Here is a 21,926-nt window from a genome sequence, read left to right as displayed (position 1 = left end):
CTCGCGCTTTCTCTCCATTCAATCTTCAACAGTTTTTATTTTAAAAGCAACAATCTCTTGGAAAAGAGCCTTTATTTAAGATGGAGCCCGCATTCTGTTTTCGTTTGGTTTGCCCAACGACCAGATCTTGAGCCTGTAGTCATATCACCTTGAAAAGTACATGGCTGGCATCCAATACTTGGGTAGCCTTGATCATGAAGTGGATTGTACTTTAATTGATGTTTTTCAACATAGTTCCAAATATCCTTCCACGACCAATGAATAAGCGGACAAACTTTGACTGAATGAAATGTTTCATCTTTATTTATAAAATTGGTATTTTTTCTTGACGGTGATTGTTCACGTCTAAGACCAGATAACCAAGCTGTTGCCTCGCCTAATGTTTCTCGCAGCGGGATGACCTTTCTTATATGACAACAACGATCTGGCTGTCTCTCCCATAACTTGTCACCGAACTTTTCCGCTTGTTCAGCCACAGATAAATTTGGTTTCTTCATTTCAATTTTAAGAGAAGGATATCTTTGCTTTACTTCTTCGATTAAGTCATAAGTTTCTTGGAAATGAAGTCCGGTATCGAGAAATACTACTTTAGCATTTGGTTTTATTTTTGAAATTAAATCTATCAATACGATTCCTTCAATACCAAAACTACATGCATACACGAGCTCATCATCATACTCGTTATAGGCCCACTCCAATACGTTTAACGCACCTTTATATTCCTCATCGATGACAAAATTGCCTTTATCTTCTGTCCATAATTCGTACGTTAATTTTTCCACCTTTCCCTTCCTCCTCTCCATTTTCATTATAAAAAGGCAACCTTAATCAAGTATGGGATTAAAGTCGCCTCTATTTTGTATAGTCAGCGAATCGCATTTTTAAAATTATTTGTATATTAACGAATATTAATATAATTAATCCTATGAGTCAACTGTGATTTATAGTTGTTTTTTCCTATTTTTATAATAAATACTTTACTTTCTCTTTATAAATAACCTTTCTCCTTCAGAAATTCCACAATCATTTCGATTGATTCGTCAATACTTAATATATTTGTATCGAGTGTAATTTCTGGTACTATAGGCTCTTCATATGGTGCATCAATTCCTGTGAATCCTTTTATTTCTCCTAAACGGGCTTTTTTATATAAACCTTTAGGATCTCGTGTCTCACATGTTTCTAGACTTGCTTTGACATATATCTCAATAAACTCATCTGCATCCACTAGATCACGGACTAAGGAGCGATCCTCACGATAAGGTGAAATGAAAGCTGTTAATGTAAATAATCCAGCATCCACCATTAATTTCGATACTTCTCCAATCCTCCGGATATTTTCCGTTCGGTCTTCAGGACTAAATCCTAAATTTCTATTTAAACCATGTCGTACGTTATCACCATCTAATCGATATGTGTGAAAACCTTGTATATATAATTCTTTTTCTAATGCTGTGGAAATCGTTGATTTACCTGATCCTGAAAGTCCAGTAAACCAAAGAATAGCGCTTTTATGTTGCTTTAATTCCTGTCTATCCTCCTTTGAAACTTCCGATTCATGCCATACAATATTTGTTGATAATGTCATCGTTCTTCCCTCCTAAAGTATGTTTTACAATTGTGATCCGTTAAGTGATGAATGACTATATTAGTTTAAATCCACTAATTAAAATCATAAGAGCCATAATAGCCCTTAACGGTTTTGCAGGAAATTTAGATGATAAAGTACTGCCCATCATTACTCCTGGTATAGATCCCATCAAAAGGTTTAACATGAGTAAGTAATCAACATTTCCGATTCCGGCGTGCATCAGCCCAGCTGCTGTGACCAACAAAAAGGCATGAGCGATATCGGTTCCGACTAACTCTGATGGTCTAAGCCGATAAAGATAAAGCATTGCAATAGCAAACATGGAGCCTGATCCAATCGAGGTTAAACCAACAATAAATCCTAATATTATCCCAATAAAAATCGTCAATTTTCGTTTTTCGTGCAAAGGCTTCATTTGTAGCTTTGATTCAAATTTATTTTTTTGAAAAGTTTTAATCAGTGTAGTTAATGCTACCAAAATCAATGTATATCCTAATGCATGTTTAATTATTTGCTCTTGATTATGAAAAAAAGAATCAAATAGATGGAGTACTCCCACAGCACATATAGCACTTGGAATACTTCCGATTGCTAGGTACTTAACTAACTTCATATTAATGGTCTTTTGTCTCCAATGCTGAATAGACCCGAATAATTTCGTGATTGAATTATATGCTAGGTCAGTACCTACAGCGATAGATGGGCTAATTCCAAATAAAATTAAAATAGGTGTTAACAAAGCTGCTCCTCCAACACCTGTTAGGCCAACCATAAATCCAATAAAAAGCCCCATTACGATTATGCCAATACTCATTGAACGCACTCCCCAGACTAACCTATAATATATACCCAATTTGTTATATGGGATTTAGCTTTATAACTCCTTTCTCATTGATTTTATACAAAAAAGGCATCTTTTTAATCGACACTTTGGTCGATTAGAAAGATGCCTTTAGTTGACTAATTGGCATGATAATCATATTTCTTTATAAATAATATGCAAACTTTTTAACAGCGATACAACGCCAGTCAAGATTTAGGAGATGATCGAATAAAAAACCCTCTTCTGCATGATAAAGAAGAGGGCAATCAATACGTTCATTTTCTCTTCTTATCTACTAAGCTTTCGCTTTTTGGAATTGGCACAGTACTTTAGAGTCTGTTGCCGAGGATTCATAGGGCCATTCCCTCAACCTCTCTGGATAAGATCTGATTTATTAAGTTGAGATTCATATTACATGATAAAATATTCCATGTCAACGATTTTTCTGATTTTATTTTTAAACATATCTGTTTTATCGGGATTGATCTCCATTCTTTACTATCTTCTCCGTTTATATTTACAAGTCTTTATTTAGGCAGTAATTTCACTTACATAGGTCCAATTCAAAAATAAAGGAATCTCTATCAGAGTATTCATATTAAACAGGTATAGCAATATATATGGCTATTGAAACGTCACTTGATTTAAATAGTGCATTACAAGTTTTAAAGTATTATTATTTATAACTAATTAGGTAATAGTATAGCGAGAACTGTCGAATAAGCTATTGCATAGTATATGTATATGCCTGAATATCAACAAAAAAGGTCAGGCTCCATGTGAGATAGCCTAACCTTCTTTAAGTAAGATCCTCTTATTCGACCTTCATTCTCCAACCAAACGGATCTTCCGCTACTCCTGTTTGAATGCCAGTCAATGAATCATATATTCTTTTTGCTAATGCACCTGTTTCTCCATTATTAATGACCAGTTTCTCTCCTTGCCAAAACAATTCGCCTATTGGTGAAATAACTGCTGCCGTACCGGTGCCAAATGCTTCTTCTAGCAAGCCATCATTGTACGCTCGAAAAATATCTTCCATTGAAATTTTCTTTTCTACAACAGGAATATTCCAATGATTTAAAAGCTCAATTACTGACTTCCTTGTAATTCCTTCTAAAATACTTCCATTTAAAGCTGGCGTTACGACCTCGCCATTGATCTTGAAGAAAACGTTCATACTTCCTACTTCTTCAATGTATTTCTTTTCTTTTCCATCTAGCCATAATACTTGAGCATAGCCTTCTTTATCTGCTGCTTCTTGTGCTTTGAGAGCCCCGGCATAGTTCCCCGCCGTTTTGGCATTACCAGTTCCACCTGCTACCGCACGAACATAGTCTTGTTCAACAGCTATTTTAACAGGGTTAATACCTTCTTTGTAATAAGCCCCAACTGGAGATAAAATAATCATAAAACGATATTTTTTTGACGGTGCCACACCTAAATATGGTTCTGTAGCGATCACAAATGGACGAATATATAACGATGTACCCGCGACATTTGGCACCCATTCTTTATCGATTGATATTAATTTTTTTAATCCAGCAATAGCTAAATCTTCGTCTAATTCAGGCATGCATAAACGTGAATTAGATCTATTAAGCCTTTTCATATTTTGATCAGGTCTGAATAATACAATTTCATCCTCTTTCGTTACATATGCTTTCAACCCTTCGAAAACGGTCTGCCCATAATGAAAAATGATCGCTGCCGGATCTAGAGTAATTGGTTGATATGGAACGATCCTTGCATCATGCCAGCCTTTTCCTTCTGTATAATCTAAGATAAACATATGGTCCGTAAAAACGGTACCGAAAGAAAGTTGATCAAAAGCCGGTTTTTCTTTTTTATTCTTACTTAATTGAACATCAATTTGATAATTTGTCAAAACGCTATCCCCTTTATTAAAAGATTAAGAAAATAAAATGAATGATGAACTATGCGCGGCAGTGTGCGCAATACAAGCATTTTGAACCTCTTGCCACACTACCTTACGCTTTTCTAGTTGCGAATTTGCCCGTTCCCATGGACAATGAACTTGCTAGATGTTAATGCATGTAATCCCATAGGACCCCTAGCATGTAACTTTTGTGTACTTATGCCAATTTCGGCACCATAGCCAAATTCAAATCCATCCGTAAATCTAGTTGAAGCATTATGATAAACTGTCGTCGCATCTATATTTTGCAGAAATAAATTCGCATGCTGATCATTATTTGTGATGATTGCTTCGGAATGTTTTGAACCATATTTGTTTATATGGTGAATCGCGTCTTCCACTGAATGAACCAGTTTAATACTAACAGATAAATCGAGATATTCATTATACCAATCTTCTTCTGTTGCTAATTTCGCATCTGCAAATGATTTACAAACAGCTTCATCTGCATATATTTCTACGCTGTGGTTCTGAAGATTCTTTAACAATGGTACACCGTATTTTTCAAACCACTTTTCGTGAATGACAATAGACTCAATCGCATTACAAACAGAAGGGCGTTGCAATTTCGCATTTAATACAATTGCTTCTGCCATCTTTTGCTCAGCTGTTTCATCTATGAAAATATGACAATTACCAGCGCCAGTTTCAATAACTGGAACGGTTGATTCACGAACGACTGTCTCGATTAAGTTTTTTCCGCCCCTTGGTATGAGAACGTCTAAATAATCGTTTAACTGAAAAAGTTCTTTTGCTGTTTCCCTGCTCGTATCTTCGATTAATTGCACTGCATTAACTGGAAGCGCACTTTTTTCAAGCGCTGTATGAATCGACTGAACGATTGCCATATTCGAAGCCTGTGCAGAGGAACTCCCTCTTAATATGACCGCATTCCCAGTTTTTAATGATAGTGTTGCCGCATCAATGGTGACATTTGGTCTAGCTTCGTAAATCATCCCGATTACACCGATTGGCACCCGTCTTTTTTGGATGAGCAAGCCGTTTTCTTTTTCGATTGTTTCCAAGGATTCGCCAATCGGGTCTTTCAGTTCTACAAGTAAATGGATCGCGTGGACCATATCTTTAATCCTTGTTTCATTTAACATAATTCTGTCAAGAACAGCCTCTGGAAGTCCATTTTCCCTTCCTCGTTCAATGTCCTTCTTATTTTCCTCTAAAATAATCATTTGATCTGCTAATAATTGTTCTGCAATCAATTGCAACGCTTTATTTTTTTCATCTGTTGTTACTCCCGTTAATAAATAACTAGCTGCTTTTGCATCTTGGCCTTTATTTTTTACTTCGCTCATTACTAAACCTCCCCAATTTCTCACATTCAAGCTTTATTTAAACCTTTTCTATGCTTGCACCCAACGATTTCGATGAATGACTTCTACAGACGGTACGATAGAATCTGTACACTTTTGATCTTTCCGTTTTTCTATTACTTTCTTTAATTCATCGGAGGAACAACTAACCTCCCCTTTTCCTAACAAGCCTTTGGTTCCAAAGACTTCTACCACATCACCTTTATGAAACGCCCCTTGCACTTTAAAAACGCCAGCAGGCAATAAGCTCCTGCCATTATATAAGATCGCTTCTTCCGCTCCTTGATCAACAAAGAGTCTTCCTGCTGACTCTGAATGGAATGCAATCCACTGTCGACTTGTATTAATAGTCCCAAGAGATGGGTCAGAAATATATGTACCATCCCCTTTTCCTTTTAATATGTTTAGCAATTTATCCTGGCCTTGACCACGACCGATAAAAACAGGAACACCTAGAGAAAGTGCAGTTTTAGCCGCCGTTAATTTGGACTTCATGCCACCAGTTCCTACTTTTGAGCCTGTTTCATCAGCGACATCCATCATTTCATCCGTAATATCCTCTAGCAAGTCAAACTTTTTGGCAAGCGGATTCGTTCTCGGATTTGCATCATATAGACCATTAATATCGGTTAAAATAATTAGCTGATCTGCGTGGATAAAGCCACTAACAAGCGCGGAAAGCATATCATTATCTCCGAATGTTAATTCTTCAATAGCTACAGTGTCATTTTCATTAATGATCGGTAATATGCCCCGTTCTAAAAGTTCCATGATTGTAGCAAATGCATTTCTATACCTATCTCGATTAGAAAAGTCATTTCGCGTTAGTAATATTTGTGCCGGAATCAGATTGAATTCACTGAATTTTTCAATATAGGATTGAATAAGTAAACTCTGTCCGACTGCCGCAGCAGCTTGTTTTCCTTTAATCGTTACCGGTCTTGATGAATAACCAAGTCTTGCAAAACCTGCTGCCACTGCACCTGATGATACTAATATTACTTCATGATTTGCTTGACGAAGTGCAGCAAGAGCACGAATATGATCAAATAACTTCTCTTGGTCGATTTCACCCTTATCATTTGTTAAGGAACTACTGCCGATTTTCACAACTATTCGTTTCTTCTCCATTTTACATGCTCCTACTTATTTTTTACTATCATTTTTTTGTATTTTATTGGGAATAAAAAAAGCCCTTTTCATCCTGTATTAAAGGACGAAAGAGCTTAACTTCCGCGGTACCACCATTATTGGATGTAAAGACATCCCGCTTTGCTTCATAACGCCGAAGTACGCGCCCAAGGGTTAACATGGGACTCCAGAAGCAGGTTCTGCGGTTTATTGTGGCGAAATCTTTCAGCTTATAAATTTCGCTCTCTAGCACATAAAGGTCCGCATAATAGTCTTCCATCACCGTTCAATCATTTTATAATATTATGACGATTATATCAAAAATTGTCAAGGTATAGATGTGTTATAAACTTTTGCATAACAATAAATTTAGATTAAATATGTTGTTTGCAATAATCAATCACGATATTTTCTTCGTCTTCTTCTAAAGCAAATTCGAGAATACGATTGGTACCTTGTTCAACAAAATTATATTGACTAATACGTGCACCATTCTCATCTACTGCCAAAATGATCCTTAAATCTAAACCATGTTCAGAATACAATTCATCATCTTCTGGTATCTCAATTTGAAGAAAAAATTCATAGCGATCTCCAACCAATATTCCAGTTGGATCATGAAGTTCTTCAACCGTATGTCCTATAATATTCAAAAAAACACTTCCTTTCTACGCTACATGCACATTCTTCGCTTACTAAGTATACATCTTTTCTATACGAATTGCAGGAAATCGAACGTTATTGAAAAGTAATTATTTTGCTCAACCACAAACTATGCTAATTTGTGGTTTACTCTCCATCACTTGTGGCAATGTTTGGCTTTTTAATTTTATCCATTTTATTATATTTAGAATACGCATAAACCACACCTTGATTATAGTTACGTTCTTTACCTCCAACAAATTGGGAGTACTCCATATCTTGCTGAAATTTCTTTATTCTATTTGTATCCTTATCAATCCAAACTTTTATATGTAATAATTCGACAGTCAGATCAGTAGACTGCACATCCTCACCTAATATAATTCCTAAACTCTCATTATATTCCTTTGCAATACCCGTAACCAATTTCAATTGATCCTCTTTGTCTCCAGTGTATGTAAGAATATACTCGTCTTCATTAGATTCCATATCAAATTTCTGATAGAGTTTGTCATCGAATTGCTGTAAATAAGATATTTGATTGTGTTGCTGATTCATTTGATTATCGAATTTCAATTCATAAATAGATTTATTTTGGGGATTTTCCCAACCATTAACGAGTAGAAAAAACTCTTCACTATCTTTATACATTGTTACAGCCAAATTGTCATATGTAAGCGCACCGACATTATTTTTATAATTAAATTGTTCTATCCCTGTATCATTACCATTTGGTTCATACGTTTCGGTAAATTTAATTTCAACAGATTCAATTTTATTATGTGCTTTTTCAACGTTTTTCAGTATATTGCTCGTTGATAAAGTTTTGTTTCCGCAAGCGGTCAAAATAAACAGACCGAATACTAAATAAAAGACTCCTAATTTTTTCATTTTTTTATTCTCCCTTTTCATCACTAATCCTATTTATATCATGTCAGGGAATAAAAAGAATGTGAAATAAGACCCGTGATAATGGGTCTTATAAAAAAATAATCTGCCTTCAATTATGACTTCCATCGAATAATGCCATCATCTTCAATGATACCAATCACCACGTCCGCAACATCTGCATCACGAAGTAATTGATCCTCCACTCTGAATTTAATATCATCCGCATCTGCAAGTGTTAAGCCCTTAGTTAATTCAACAATACTATCAATATGAAACAGTCTTCCTTCTTGAATCACTCGTAATTGGTTAATATCAACTACATCTTTATCATTCAAAATTATATCAGCTACCTTTTTCTCAACATCAGCGGGAGCTGCAACACCAATTAGTCCGATCATATTGTCATAGCCTACCCTAAAGGCAACAAAAAACATTAAAAAGCCAATAAGGATAGATATTGCACCATCTGCCTGTAAGATACCAAATAATTGAGCAAGAATGATTCCAACTATAGCTAGTAGCGCTCCGGATGTAGCGACCAAATCCTCATAAAAAACAAGTCTCGTGGCAGGCGAAGCTTTTCCAGCATGTTTAAAAGCAGAAATAAATATATTCTTACTCTTCTCCGCTTGCGTTTCTTTTAAAATTTCTTTCATAGCTTTTAGTAAAATAAATCCATCTACCAAAAAAGAAACAGCGAGAACAGCAATATTAAGAAAAAAATTGCTGGATTCAGTTGGATAACGAAGAAGATGCCATCCCTCTTTTACCGTTTCATAAGCCATGATTGTGACCACAATCACTGCCACCATACAAAATATATTGACAACACGACCAAATCCGAGTGGAAATCGTTTAGATGGCTTCATTTCTGATAATGCACTACCTAGAAAAACAAACCCCTGGTTCACAGCATCTGCTAAAGAATGCATCGCAGATGCGAACATCGTACCGTTTCCACTGAATGCAGCAGCAAGACCTTTTATAATAGCAAGGCCTGCATTTCCTAACGCTGCGACTCCAGATGAAGTGTTCCCTTTTTTCAACAATAGAAAAAAATTCATAATTACACTCCTTCACGCACAAAAAGCCTATATGCTCAGGCTTCTTTGGGCTAATCTAATGCATAATAATCGCACACAACCTGTCCCACTGCTTTTGCTGCAACAAGCAATGAGTCTTCATCGATATCAAATTTTGGATGATGATTAAAATAAGCTTGTTCGACGCCCTTAGGCTTACAACCAATATAAAAGAAAGTACCTGGAATTTTAGCTGCATAGTAGGAGAAATCTTCAGACCCCGAAAACTTTGGAAATTCAATGACATCTTTAATATCTGGATCATTCATTGATTCAAGACTTGCTACAACAGCTTCGGTTATTTTCGGATCATTGTATAATGGTGGATAATCAGGTGTATAAGTTAACTCACACTTTACACCGAATTCCGCTTCAATTCCGCCTACAATGCGATGAATTTCTTTATCTATTTTTTCCTGCGTCTCGGTAGCCATATAACGAACATCCCCCTCAAGGGTAACGCTATCCTTTATTACATTGAATGCTCCCTTTCCGTCAAATGAGCCAATTGTAACAACCCCTACTTCAAACGGATCTAATCTCCGACTAACAACTGTTTGTACAGCTGTAACAAAATGAGAGCCTGCGACGATTGAATCATTTGCCAAATGAGGGGAAGACCCATGTCCACCAGAACCTTGAATAACTAATTTAAAATAGGTTCTTCCTGCCATTGCATAACCACTTCTGTATCCAATAACCCCCACTGGATCAGTTGGAAAAACGTGTACACCATAGACGGCATTTAAATCATCAAGTATTCCAGATTCAACAATGCTTTTTGCTCCACCTGGAGGAGTTTCTTCCGCATGTTGATGGATGATCTTGATTGTTCCTGGGATCTGCTCTTTAAGCTGTATAAGACAATCAGCAAGTATTAACATATAAGCAGTATGCGCATCGTGCCCACATGCATGCATGACCCCTTCATTTTTCGATTTAAATGGTACATCTGTTTCTTCGACGATTGGTAAAGCATCAAAGTCAGCTCTTAGCCCAATTGTATCTCCAGGCTTTCCACCTTTAATCGTTACAATAATGCCATATCCATTCCCCACATTTGTTTGGACTTCTACATCTTTTCCTTTATAAAAGTCTTCAATATACTGAGCTGTTTTTTCCTCTTGAAAGCTCAGCTCAGGATGTTCATGTAAATAACGCCTTATTTCTATCATTTCATCTTTTCTATCTTGCAACATCCTCATTAATTCCAATTTCAAGTTTAACCTCTCCCTTTTTCTGGTATTAGTGTGTGGTCAGATAATCCTTCTCTAGGTGAAGTATCCTTCTCCCTTTTTCCAGCGTTTATTGGAATCAAAAACATAATTGATAGTAACGCAAGTACGGCGAAGATAACATTTGTAATGAGGCCAGCGGTTGCTGCTATATCCACGCTTCCAACTACAGTAATTGCACTATAAACGGCTGTCGAAATGGCAACACCAAAAGAACCGCCTAATGAGCTGGCCATTTTATAGATTCCAGAAGCAACTCCTATTTTTTCATCTGGCGCATTAGACACCGCTGTATCTGTGGAAGGCGTCGCATACATTCCAAGTCCTAGGCCAAACAGTACAAAACCGATAAAAACGATTACTGTGTATAAAAAACCAGGTAAAAATGTTAAAGCCATAACTCCGACACCAATTCCGGTTAATATTGTACCCCAAATCATTGGTTTTCTCGCGCCTGTTTTTTGTAAAATTTTCTCTCCAACACGAATCATTGCTAGAACAGCTACTAAATAACCGAGCGATAACATTCCTGACTGAAAAGCTGAAAATCCCCTACCTACTTGAACATACGTATTTGCAACTACGAGAGTCCCTGCAACAGCATTCAATAAAAAATTTGAAATGGTAGCACCTGTGTATGGTTTATTTTTAAATAGGGAAAAGTCAATAAACTGGTTTGTTTTCTTTGTTTCAATTTTAAAGAATACTATTACTCCTATAATCGTTATCGCAATTAATACTAATGAAAGTGGACTTATCCAACCAAAATCGCCACCTCGTGTTATGAATAGATTTAAGGCAAGCATCGTGATGATAAATACGATTAACCCACTATAATCAAATTTAGAGGTACTAGCTTGCTCAACTTTACTTTCTGGTACATCTTTAATCAAAAACATGGCGATTATGGCGAAAACAATTGAAAATACAAAAATCCATCTCCAACCCATATACGTTGCAATGGCCCCACCCGCAAAAGAACAAACACCAGAGCCACCCCAAGATCCGATAGACCAGTAACTCAATGCGCGCAGCCTATCGGGACCATCAAAATAAGCTTTAATTAGAGCTATTGTCGCAGGCATAATAGCCGCAGCTGAAAGACCTTGTATAACTCTTCCGATAATTAATAATGCAGCACCATGAGCAAAAATAAGACAGAGCGATCCGAGTATACTTAAGATTAAACCGAAATACGTCATTTTCTTCCGCCCGATTTTATCAGCTAACCCACCAGCAACAACTATAAACATACCCGAAAATAAAGCCGTTAAACTAATAGCCACATTGAGCGAACCCAAAGAGATGCCCAAGTCTTTTTGAACAGCAGGAACAACATTAACCATCGCTTGAGCAAATAGCCAAAACGTAATCACACCGAATACAATACCTGTGATCATTTTATTATTACCTTGATAGGTTGTTGCCATAATAAACCTCCTTGTAAACTTCAAGTTCCATAAAGTCTTTTATATCTTTTGTTCTAAACTACAAAAAATACTGGTTATTTATTTCCCATATAAAAAGACGGCTTCGATGTTAATGATCGAAGCCGTCTTTTGTGGAAAGTGGAACTCAATAATTTTTAAAGGATGGTGGTACTTGAGTTAATTACAAAATAGAAAAGACCACTCTCATATGAGAATGGTCTAAGTTAATTTAGAATTATATGAGCCACATATGCCGTACTCGTTATAAAAAGTTTTAAACCACCACTTTTCCAAGTGGGTGTTCGCAGAAACTTTCCTGTCTTCCTTTCGAGGAAGGCCTGACATTATGGTTTCGATTAAAACTCCCTATTCTAAGGTTAGAGTTAAAACTTAATGTCATACGTACATCGTAGCCTGTACATACATCATAATCTTTTTTCATCGATCAAGCAATAGTAAATTCTAACCATTTCTCAAATCAATGGTTCATACAATTCATTAAATATCTGTATAAACATCATTTCTACATCCGTCAGCTTTTAATGATATACTCTACAAAAGTCAGAAAACTTGGTTTTACTTAGCGGGGAGGATCATATATGGGTCAAATACAAGTAAAAGAATTTAATTGTGAAAAAGAATTAACCCTTGCAGTGATCGGTGGGAAATGGAAAATGCTCATCTTATGGCATTTAGGGAAAGAAGGTACGAAACGATTCAATGAATTAAAGTCACTTATGCCTGGCATATCTCAAAGAATGCTCGTTACACAATTAAGAGAACTTGAGGCGGATTGTATCGTTCACCGTGAAGTCTACCCGGTTGTTCCGCCTAAAGTAGAATATTCATTAACTGATTTAGGAATTACATTAATGCCGATTCTCGAATCAATGTATAGCTGGGGAAAAGAATACCAAACGTTTATTGAAACAAATGAAAACAATACAGCATACGTCTCTACCACTAAATAATTGGATTCATAAGTCATGATTAGTACTGACACTAATCATGACTTTTTATTTTCACAGTATACTTTTCATCACTATGTGATATTAAAGTGCGTACTTCTATTTATGTAAATGAAGTATTAGAATCAATATATGCTTTAAAATATATATCAAAGGGAGCGTTATCATTTATGAAACTACAATTAGCTTTAGATCTCGTGAACATTCCAGAGGCAATCGAACTTATTAAAGAAGTACAAGATCATATTGATGTTGTGGAAATTGGCACACCTGTTATTAATGCGGAAGGTCATAAAGCAGTGAAAGAAGTAAAAGAGGCATTCCCTAATCTAACTGTACTTGCAGATGTTAAGATCATGGATGCTGCTGGTTATGAAGTGATGAAAGCTTCTGAAGCAGGCGCAGATATCGTTACAATCCTTGGCGCAGCAGAAGATGAGTCTATAAAAGGCGCAGTGGCAGAAGCGAAAAAACAAGGAAAACAAATTCTTGCAGATTTGATCGCTGTCAAAGATATTAAAAGTCGTGCAAAAGAATTAGACGAACTAGGTGTGGACTATATTTGCGTACATACTGGCTATGACTTGCAAGCTGTTGGGCAAGACTCTCTCGAAGATTTACGTGCTATCAAAAGCGTGGTCGAAAATGCGAAAACAGCAATTGCTGGCGGAATTAAATTAGAAACACTACCAGAAGTGATTAATGCCCAACCAGATTTAGTGATTGTCGGCGGCGGAATAACAAGCAAAGATAATAAAAAAGCTGCTGCTAGTGAAATACAAAACCTTATTAAAAAAGCTGTGACTATATAATAATGCAGACAACCCAGTATATATCGAGTATTTTACAAGAGCTTGAACGTACTGCTCAGAAACTGAATAATCAAGATGCCGAAAAATTAGTTGATGGCATTTTAGAAGCGAAGAAAGTGCTTGTTGCTGGTGCTGGGCGTTCCGGTTTCATGGTGAAATCATTTGCAATGCGTATGATGCATATGGGGTTAGATTCATATGTCGTAGGTGAGACCGTCACACCTAATTTGGAACATAATGATATCTTTATCATTGGTTCCGGTTCTGGTGAAACAAAAAGCCTTATCTCTATGGCCGAGAAAGCGAAAAGTATTGGCGCAGCAACTGTTGTAGTAACGATCAATCCTACATCAACACTTGGTCAAATGGCGGATATAGTTATTGAAATTCCAGCGCAAACCAAATCGGGAGAAAATTCAAGAGCACAATCTATTCAACCTATGGGCTCGTTATTTGAACAAAGTCTTTTATTGTTTTTTGACGCGGTTATCTTAAGGTTCATGGAGAAAAAAGGATTAGATACGCAAACGATGTATGGAAAGCATGCTAACTTAGAATAAAATGACACAAAGAGTATGTTTTGAAATGATATTTTCAAAACATACTCTTTTTATATTCATTTGTATATCCTTAAAAAAATCCACTTCTCCTGTCCCCCTTCTTTCCAAAGCTAACATCCAAATTTTTTCTACCTTTACTTTATTCAAAAAATATATTATTCCATGCGTCAATTTTACAAATAAGGGTAATATGAAGAATGAGGAGTGTGGGAATATGTATAAAAATCACGAACGAAAATTAATTTGGCTAGCATTTGGTGTCGCAGCTATTATGCTCGTCTCTATCGTTAGAAGGATTATTGTCGGGTAAAAGGAGGAGAATTCCATTTGGTGAATGAAGATGCATTATTTTGGAGTAGAATTTTAACAGAAACTACCCTTTCCTTTCATATTATTTACGCAACAATCGGAGTAGGTGTGCCGCTCATGATCATGATTGCTCAATGGATCGGGATAAAGAAAAATGATGAGCACTATATTTTATTAGCACGAAGATGGACTCGTGGTTTCGTCATAACAGTAGCTGTTGGAGTTGTAACTGGAACGGCTATTGGATTGCAGCTATCTTTATTATGGCCAAACTTTATGGAGCTCGCCGGAAATGTTATTGCCCTGCCTCTCTTTATGGAAACTTTCGCATTCTTTTTTGAAGCGATTTTTCTAGGCATTTATTTATATACCTGGGACAAATTTGAAGATCAGCGCAAACATTTATTGCTCCTCATACCAGTGGCAATTGGTGCCGCTTTTTCCGCTGTATTCATTACAATGGTCAATGCATTTATGAATGCCCCACAAGGTTTTGATATCGTTAATGGAGAGCTCATAAATGTAAATCCAATTATTGCGATGTTCAATCCAGCAATGCCTACTAAAGTAGCACATGTCGTTGTGACAGCATTTATGACAGCAGCATTCTTACTTGCTTCGATTGCTGCCTTTAGATTATTAAAGGGCTCCAACCATGTGTATCACAAAAAGGCATTATTTTTAACAATGAAGTTGGGACTTATATTCTCTATTGCTACAGCTGTAATCGGTGATTTCTCAGGAAAATACTTGGCTGAGTACCAGCCGGAGAAATTAGCCGCTGCGGAGTGGCATTTTGAATCAGAGGAGAATGCACCACTCATTCTGTATGGTGTATTGGATAATGGTGAAGTGAAATATGCAATTAAAGTTCCCTTTGCACTTAGTGTATTAGCACATAATGATCCAACAGCAGAAGTGATCGGATTAGATCAATTTCCAGAAGATGAAATCCCTCCTCTTTATATACATTACTTATTTGATATTATGGTAACGATTGGGATGTGGATGGTTTTATTATCATTCGTTTACTGGATTGGTATGAAACGTGGTTGGCCAATAGTTCATTCGAGATGGTTCAGATGGCTCATTGTTCTCGGTGGTCCGCTTTCTATTATCGCTATAGAAGCTGGTTGGTGGTTGGCCGAGGTAGGAAGACAGCCATGGGTCCTTCGAGGTTTAATGCGAACAGCGGATGCTGCTACTTCGAGTAATCACGTGGACTTAATGCTGATGCTATTTGCTGGACTCTACATCATATTAGGTATTGGTACCATTGTTGTCCTTAGTAGAATGTTCAGGAGAAACCCAGTAGAAAAGGAACTTGATGATTTGGAAAACGAAAAAGGGGGTGTCCGGACATGAATTTAGAAATAGTAGGAATTACAGTGCTCTGGACGTTTCTTTTTGGTTATGTCATCGTCGCATCCATTGATTTTGGGGCTGGTTTTTTCAATGCTTATAGTGTGTTTACAAATAAGCAACATATTCTCACAAAAATCATTCAACGCTACTTATCGCCAGTATGGGAAGTAACTAATGTATTTCTCGTTTTCTTTTTCGTTGGGATCATTGGTTTTTTTCCAAAAACAGCATTTTATTACGGGACAACACTTCTCGTCCCAGCAAGTATTGCGATTATTTTACTAGCCATTCGTGGATCTTATTATGCATTTGAAACATACGGAACAAAAGGGCATAAAGGATATTCATTCATGTATGGATTATCGGGGTTGTTTATTCCTGCCTCATTATCAATTGTACTCACCATCTCTGAAGGTGGTTTTGTATCCCTTGTTAACGGGCATCCCGTTTTAGATTATTGGGCACTATTTACAAGTCCCTTGACATGGAGTATCGTCGTCCTTAGCCTTACGTCTGTGCTATATATTTCAGCTGTTTTTCTTACATGGTATGCCAATAAAGCAAATGATTCTGCCGCTACCAATTTAATGAGAAAATACGCTTTGATTTGGGCATTACCCACAATTGTTACAGCAGGGGGCATCATTTTTGAACTAAGTATGCACAACAAAGAGCATTTTGAACGAATAATGAGCTTTTGGTGGTTATTTGGTTTATCCTTCCTATTATTTATCGGAACGATTTGGTTAATTTGGAAACGTAGAAATTATGGTTTAGCTTTTGGGTTATTGGCCGGGCAATTCGCTTTAGCGTTTTATGGTTATGGCGTTTCACATTATCCATACTTGCTTTACCCTCATTTAACAATCTATGATAGCTTTACAAACCAAGCAATGGCCATCTCACTTATTGTGGCATTTATTGCGGGATTGGGATTACTCATCCCCTCCCTATATTTATTGTTAAGGTTATTTCTTTTTAATAAAGATTATGTAAAAGGTAAAACGAAAAATCACCCCTGAGGAGGTCCGATAATGAGCAACTTTTTGATGTTTTACGCTCCCTTTATTGTGCTATTTGCATCCATAGCAATTGCATTTTGGGCAGCGTTAAAGGATGGGCCCGTTTCTAAATAAAATGTTAAAAAGGCATTCTTTCGGCAGAGTGCCTTTTTTCATTCGTTTTTTAACTATTAACTCTCTTTTGCTACACATAACATATTATATACAAGCTAACCAGATTTTTATTAAATTTTATGTTTGATACATGAATGCAACTACAAATCATCATCAAATAAGTCTAATAACTTAGGCTGATTTAGCCCTCTCTCTACTGTCCTCACCATATGTACATAACGTTAAATGTAATAAGAAGGTAACAACTTGTACGTACCTACAAGGTTCGCATTTTCCTCTTTTGATGACCAGATACTAAAATCGATACCAGTCATTAGAACCAAGTGCTAATCCTATTAAATAAAACACCGCTTATCGAAGCGATGTTTTACTCAAATAATATCTCGATATAATATATAGTTATTCACCCTTGCATTTTTCAATAAATAGTACGAGTAGCTCATGCATTTTATTATTGAACTTACCTAATTCCTCAGGGTGAAACTGTGTACCCATTATTTTTCCATCTTCACTTTCAAACGCTTCTTTAACCCCATCCGGTGCTGTTGCAACGCACCTTAAATCTTTACCAAGATCCCCAAGCGCCTGATGATGAAAGCTATTTACTTCCAGTTCTTCTTTCTGAACTAAATCATACAGGATGCTCTCCTTCTCTATCGTAATCATATGTTTTAATTTTGTTCTATCACCTTTATCAAGATGGTTTAAACTATTCTGGACATTTGTTTCTATATCTTGAAGCATTGTCCCACCTAGCGCTACATTTATTAAATGAGAACCGCGACAAATACCAAAGATCGTTTTATTTTGTTTTCTAGCATGTTTAATAATGAGCATGTCTGATTCATCTAATTTCGGTGTGGTTAATCCTAATTCTGATTGAGGGACATCCCCATAATGTTTTGGATGTACATCGTTCCCACCTGTCAATAATATTCCATCGCACATTGATACCCATGTTTCAGCTAATTCCTCATTACCAAGTGGGAGCACGATTGGAATTCCCCCAGCTTTTTTTATTGCTTCAGGATAGCTCAAATATAAAGTAAAACTGACATTATTTCGAACCATTTCTAAATTACATGTAAGTCCGATGATTGGTTTCGTATTTTTCATTATTTAAAACCCCTATTTCTTCTATAATAAAAGTAAGTTACATGTTACTTTACCCATATTCTATACAAAAACAAACAAGCACCATTTTTGTGCTTGTTTGTTTTTGTACAGGATTAAAATGTATTATACACTGCCTCACATTCTTCTGCGGTTGGTTCGTAAAAACAATGCAATTTATAACGAGCTACAAAAGGTTGATTATACCACGTAGGAGGACAATCCCCAGGCGGCCTAAAATACCATAAGCTAAATTTAGCAGGCCATATACGCTCTCCCTTTATAGAGCGTCTTGCTAAAGATTTCTCCGCTTCTCTCGCTCTCTGATAAAAATAACCGTGAGTTACAGCTTCAAAAGCATGTGGTTGATGAACCATTTGTGGAATGGTGCGGATCCCTTTAAAATCAGAGCAATTTGCTCGAATCCGATTAATTCCTACATTACCAACCATTAGCATGCCTTGTCTTCCTTCCCCTTCCGCCTCGGCCCTTAGCAGTCGTGCCAATAAATCAATATCTGCTTCTCTGGCTTTTACAACAGCCATACCTCCACCTCCATAAATCACTACATCTTTATCATATTTCAAGGAGGCGTGATTGTTGCAGAGGGTTTGTTATTTAATCCGGCTATTAAAATGTGCATGTGCTTTCCGTGTGATATCTTCTGGCGACTTATATGTAAGTGGTTCTTGATGTAATGCTTGGAAAAAATTAATATCACTTGTCTCAAGCTGGCCTATAGTAAGACGTGGAATGAGTCGAACATGAATAGGTTGTTTAGCTTCTGGATCTGTTGATACATGTAAAGATAAATTAAAACTAGCAAATCCTTGATCGTTTAGCGTTGCAAAAATTTTCGTCAAACTTTCCGAAAAACTTAACCAATCTTGTTCAGTAATATTGTGAATATTAGAAGCTTGAGTGAAAATGCCAATAAAGTCATTATGGCTTTTGGGAGCATAAGCGTGTACCCATGCTACACTGTCACACTCGCCGATCCATCTTTCATCAAGTGTTTTTTCTGTTTCATAAAGGTCCGAAAAATACTCTGTACCGTTTTCTTTTTTATATTGATTTTCTTTTTCATTTGTAATCGCTTGATAATTTGTTGGTGATTCTGACGCGATGACATGTAAATGGGGATGGAGGATACTGCCTCCTGATTCTGGAAGGTAGTTCCAGTTAATAGATGCAAATGAAACCTTTGAATCAGTCTTTATTACATTTTGTATGTATGTTTGTGCAGCAATAAAAGCATTTTTTATTAACTGCGTCGTAAATTCTTCTAAGCGAACATAATGTTGACCAGAGAAAACGACTACTCCATTATGCTTGCTATAAGGAAACAGATTTGGAAAAACAATTGCTTCTCCTTGTGTAATGCGATCGTCAAATGTAATTTCTTTTGGAAAGACAGGTGTCATCTTCAAAATATTTTCGGGACAAAACGGACAATTTTTCCCACCACTTTGTTCTGCCGCTTCTGTATAATTAGGTAACACAGGCGACAAACCTGCATCAAACACGAGTCGTGAAGACTCACCTGTTAGTGGATCAAAACGGATTTCTGTTTTTCTTTCTATTAAATTTCCTTGTCCATCATAAAAAGTAAACCATTCTTCTGCTTTTTTGAAATGAATCGTCATTAGCTACTCCCCCTTTATTTTGAATAATAACATGTAACCTTCATTTTGTCTGTATATTCAAACTACTATAACATAAAACGAATAGAATTCTATCTTTTTCGCTTGCGTGGAAATAAAATCAATAACACGAAGCAGACCTCTCATGAATGGAGAGGTCTGCTTCAATATAAGGTATTATTCGTCAAAATCTACATTATGGTACACTTGCGCTACATCTTCTAACTCATCTAAAGCATCTATCATTTTTTCAAATTGCGCTTGTGCGTCTTCTGGCAATGTAATATCATTTTGCGCAATCATTGTTACTTCCGCAACTGTGAAATCAGTAATGCCTGCCTGCTTGAATGCATCTTGCATAGCATGAAATTGGTCAGGCTCAGCATAAACAATTACTGATTCACCTTCTTCTAAAATATCACGCACATCAATATCAGCTTCCATCAATATTTCAAGCACTTCATCTGCTGTTTTTCCTTCAAGACCGATAACAGCTGTAGCATCAAACATATAGGCAACAGATCCACTTACACCCATATTTCCACCATTTTTACCAAATGCAGCGCGCACCTCTGATGCAGTACGATTCACATTATTTGTCAGAGCATCAACGATAACCATAGATCCATTTGGTCCAAAGCCCTCGTAACGTAGTTCATCATAGCTTTCTTCTGAACCACCCTTTGCTTTTTCAATCGCACGGTCAATAATCGTTTTCGGCACACTGTATGTTTTTGCGCGTTCAAGTACAACTTTTAATGCTTGATTTGATTCCGGATCAGGCTCCCCTTGCTTAGCCGCTACATAAATTTCTCGACCAAACTTTGCATATATACGACTCGTATTTGCGTCCTTTGAAGCCTTTTTCTCCTTAATATTATTCCATTTACGTCCCATAATGTACACTCGCTTTCATCTTTGAATCAATACAATAAAACTTGAGGACTTCATTCATGAGATTATATTATAACATTTTTTCCGAATCTCCTATCAAAAAAATAACAATAAAGTTGTATTACTTTCATGATTAAAGCAACTGTTTCTTAAAAATATAAACTATAATAAAATTATTTTTTATCCATACCTAATTTATTTAAAAATATTTTTTCCCACATATTCCATGGGATGATCGATTTCAAGAAGAAGTTAAGTCTTACTCCTTTTCCAATTGGATATCTAAGTTTTTTCCATTGTTTTTGTGAACAGAGATCTGCAATCAATGAAGCAACTACATTCGGATTGCCGTAACTGTTCTGACTCTCCTCTAATTCATTTTCAATCGACTGCATGTAGGATGAATAGGGTGAAGTGTGAAGTTTAGAGCGCTCGGCAATCCTTTTTCCTTGAGACCATATATTTGTTTGAAAAGACCCAGGTTCAATTAAAGCCACATCGATTCCGAATGGTTTCACTTCCAAACGCAAACATTCAGTCCATCCTTCTAACGCATGTTTCGAAGCGACATATGGAGAAAGCCCCGGAAAACCCATCTTCCCGGAAATACTACTGACGTTTATTATCTTGCCATACCCTTGCTTTCTCATACGAGGAAGCACTACTTGTGTTACGGAAATAACTCCAAATAAATTTGTCTCAAATTGCTCCTTATATTCCGAAATACTTATTTCTTCACAAAAGCCTCCAAGTGCAAAGCCGGCATTATTAATAAGAATATCAATCTTCGGTAATTTTCGTAATTGAACCGAAAAATTTTCAACCGACTGAGCACTTGTCACGTCTAGTTGGTAAAAACTTAATTTGTTTTTAATCCCCATCTGTTTACATAATGTTATTATTGTATCCCTATTTTCGAGATTTCTCATTGTCGCTATAACAGAAAAACCGCGTTTGGCTAATTCAAGTGATGCCATTAATCCAAATCCACTGGATGCGCCAGTAATGACTACCGTTTGATTATTCATTTTATT

At 36.5% G+C, this 21,926-nt stretch carries 22 protein-coding genes, 1 other RNA gene and 1 riboswitch; of the genes, 6 read left to right on the top strand and 17 right to left on the bottom strand.

What is annotated here, in order from left to right; translation table 11 throughout:
- Window positions 1-71 precede the first annotated feature (71 nt).
- From BLE01S_RS06035 to ssrS, 12 genes are all read right to left on the bottom strand, one after another.
- Entirely contained in the window at window positions 72-803 is a 732-nt protein-coding gene (locus tag BLE01S_RS06035) for a phosphoadenylyl-sulfate reductase (RefSeq protein WP_066140960.1), read from the bottom strand.
- A 185-nt stretch (window positions 804-988) separates the two neighbouring features.
- Entirely contained in the window at window positions 989-1,588 is a 600-nt protein-coding gene (gene cysC / locus BLE01S_RS06030; RefSeq protein WP_066138378.1) for an adenylyl-sulfate kinase, read from the bottom strand.
- Window positions 1,589-1,643: 55 nt separating this feature from the next.
- Complete coding sequence (locus BLE01S_RS06025; RefSeq protein ID WP_066138375.1) at window positions 1,644-2,405, bottom strand: sulfite exporter TauE/SafE family protein; 762 nt, start codon at window positions 2,403-2,405, stop codon at window positions 1,644-1,646.
- A gap of 294 nt (window positions 2,406-2,699) precedes the next feature.
- Window positions 2,700-2,800: riboswitch (SAM riboswitch) on the bottom strand.
- 428 nt (window positions 2,801-3,228) lie between these two features.
- Window positions 3,229-4,302 carry a branched-chain amino acid aminotransferase gene (locus tag BLE01S_RS06020; RefSeq protein WP_066138372.1) on the bottom strand — a complete coding sequence of 358 codons (1,074 nt, stop codon included), beginning with the start codon at window positions 4,300-4,302 and terminating at the stop codon, window positions 3,229-3,231.
- A gap of 113 nt (window positions 4,303-4,415) precedes the next feature.
- Window positions 4,416-5,663, bottom strand: a complete 1,248-nt coding sequence (locus BLE01S_RS06015) for a glutamate-5-semialdehyde dehydrogenase (RefSeq protein ID WP_066138369.1) — start codon at window positions 5,661-5,663, stop codon at window positions 4,416-4,418.
- 48 nt (window positions 5,664-5,711) lie between these two features.
- The gene (gene proB, locus BLE01S_RS06010) at window positions 5,712-6,812 is read right to left on the bottom strand and encodes a glutamate 5-kinase (RefSeq protein ID WP_066138366.1); all 1,101 of its coding nucleotides are present in this window, start codon (window positions 6,810-6,812) and stop codon (window positions 5,712-5,714) included.
- A gap of 374 nt (window positions 6,813-7,186) precedes the next feature.
- Entirely contained in the window at window positions 7,187-7,465 is a 279-nt protein-coding gene (locus BLE01S_RS06005; protein WP_066138363.1) for a DUF6509 family protein, read from the bottom strand.
- 136 nt (window positions 7,466-7,601) lie between these two features.
- Entirely contained in the window at window positions 7,602-8,345 is a 744-nt protein-coding gene (locus BLE01S_RS06000; protein ID WP_066138360.1) for a DUF6612 family protein, read from the bottom strand.
- A gap of 113 nt (window positions 8,346-8,458) precedes the next feature.
- Window positions 8,459-9,409 carry a cation diffusion facilitator family transporter gene (locus BLE01S_RS05995; protein WP_111703461.1) on the bottom strand — a complete coding sequence of 317 codons (951 nt, stop codon included), beginning with the start codon at window positions 9,407-9,409 and terminating at the stop codon, window positions 8,459-8,461.
- Window positions 9,410-9,459: 50 nt separating this feature from the next.
- Entirely contained in the window at window positions 9,460-10,632 is a 1,173-nt protein-coding gene (locus tag BLE01S_RS05990) for a M20 family metallopeptidase (RefSeq protein ID WP_411825157.1), read from the bottom strand.
- A 17-nt stretch (window positions 10,633-10,649) separates the two neighbouring features.
- Complete coding sequence (locus BLE01S_RS05985) at window positions 10,650-12,092, bottom strand: MFS transporter (protein ID WP_066138352.1); 1,443 nt, start codon at window positions 12,090-12,092, stop codon at window positions 10,650-10,652.
- A 237-nt stretch (window positions 12,093-12,329) separates the two neighbouring features.
- Window positions 12,330-12,511: non-coding RNA, 6S RNA (gene ssrS, locus BLE01S_RS05980), on the bottom strand.
- Between the two features lie 180 nt (window positions 12,512-12,691).
- Here ssrS and hxlR point away from each other — a divergent pair.
- The 6 genes from hxlR (at window position 12,692) to cydS (ending at window position 17,242) form a co-directional block, all read left to right on the top strand.
- Window positions 12,692-13,063: a transcriptional activator HxlR gene (gene hxlR, locus BLE01S_RS05975; RefSeq protein ID WP_066138348.1), complete on the top strand. Its 372-nt coding sequence runs from the start codon at window positions 12,692-12,694 to the stop codon at window positions 13,061-13,063.
- A gap of 167 nt (window positions 13,064-13,230) precedes the next feature.
- Window positions 13,231-13,872: a 3-hexulose-6-phosphate synthase gene (gene hxlA / locus BLE01S_RS05970; protein WP_066140957.1), complete on the top strand. Its 642-nt coding sequence runs from the start codon at window positions 13,231-13,233 to the stop codon at window positions 13,870-13,872.
- A 2-nt stretch (window positions 13,873-13,874) separates the two neighbouring features.
- Window positions 13,875-14,432 (top strand): 6-phospho-3-hexuloisomerase, encoded by a 558-nt coding sequence (hxlB, locus tag BLE01S_RS05965; RefSeq protein ID WP_066138345.1) that lies wholly within the window; start codon window positions 13,875-13,877, stop codon window positions 14,430-14,432.
- Window positions 14,433-14,759: 327 nt separating this feature from the next.
- A complete protein-coding gene (locus BLE01S_RS05960) occupies window positions 14,760-16,106 on the top strand; it encodes a cytochrome ubiquinol oxidase subunit I (RefSeq protein ID WP_066138342.1) in 1,347 nt (448 codons plus the stop codon).
- Window positions 16,103-17,128 (top strand): cytochrome d ubiquinol oxidase subunit II, encoded by a 1,026-nt coding sequence (locus tag BLE01S_RS05955; RefSeq protein ID WP_066138339.1) that lies wholly within the window; start codon window positions 16,103-16,105, stop codon window positions 17,126-17,128. Before BLE01S_RS05960 ends, BLE01S_RS05955 begins: the two co-directional genes overlap by 4 nt.
- Before the next feature lie 12 nt (window positions 17,129-17,140).
- Entirely contained in the window at window positions 17,141-17,242 is a 102-nt protein-coding gene (gene cydS, locus BLE01S_RS21470; RefSeq protein WP_411825149.1) for a cytochrome bd oxidase small subunit CydS family protein, read from the top strand.
- 399 nt (window positions 17,243-17,641) lie between these two features.
- On the opposite strand, the gene BLE01S_RS05950 is transcribed toward cydS, so the two are convergent.
- The 5 genes from BLE01S_RS05950 to BLE01S_RS05930 all read right to left on the bottom strand — a co-directional run bounded on the left by BLE01S_RS05950 (window position 17,642) and on the right by BLE01S_RS05930 (window position 21,920).
- Window positions 17,642-18,358 (bottom strand): gamma-glutamyl-gamma-aminobutyrate hydrolase family protein, encoded by a 717-nt coding sequence (locus BLE01S_RS05950; protein WP_066138336.1) that lies wholly within the window; start codon window positions 18,356-18,358, stop codon window positions 17,642-17,644.
- 113 nt (window positions 18,359-18,471) lie between these two features.
- Entirely contained in the window at window positions 18,472-18,900 is a 429-nt protein-coding gene (locus BLE01S_RS05945) for a cell wall hydrolase (RefSeq protein WP_066138333.1), read from the bottom strand.
- Between the two features lie 69 nt (window positions 18,901-18,969).
- A complete protein-coding gene (locus BLE01S_RS05940; RefSeq protein ID WP_066138330.1) occupies window positions 18,970-20,001 on the bottom strand; it encodes a hypothetical protein in 1,032 nt (343 codons plus the stop codon).
- Between the two features lie 174 nt (window positions 20,002-20,175).
- Window positions 20,176-20,895, bottom strand: coding sequence for a YebC/PmpR family DNA-binding transcriptional regulator (locus tag BLE01S_RS05935; RefSeq protein WP_066138327.1), 720 nt, complete (start codon window positions 20,893-20,895; stop codon window positions 20,176-20,178).
- Between the two features lie 170 nt (window positions 20,896-21,065).
- Window positions 21,066-21,920: an SDR family oxidoreductase gene (locus tag BLE01S_RS05930; protein WP_066138324.1), complete on the bottom strand. Its 855-nt coding sequence runs from the start codon at window positions 21,918-21,920 to the stop codon at window positions 21,066-21,068.
- Window positions 21,921-21,926 lie beyond the last annotated feature (6 nt).

Origin of the sequence: Lederbergia lenta NBRC 16444, assembly GCF_001591545.1 — a bacterium.
GTDB classification, from domain to species: domain Bacteria; phylum Bacillota; class Bacilli; order Bacillales; family Bacillaceae_C; genus Lederbergia; species Lederbergia lenta.
This window is presented reverse-complemented; position numbering and strand designations above follow the sequence as displayed.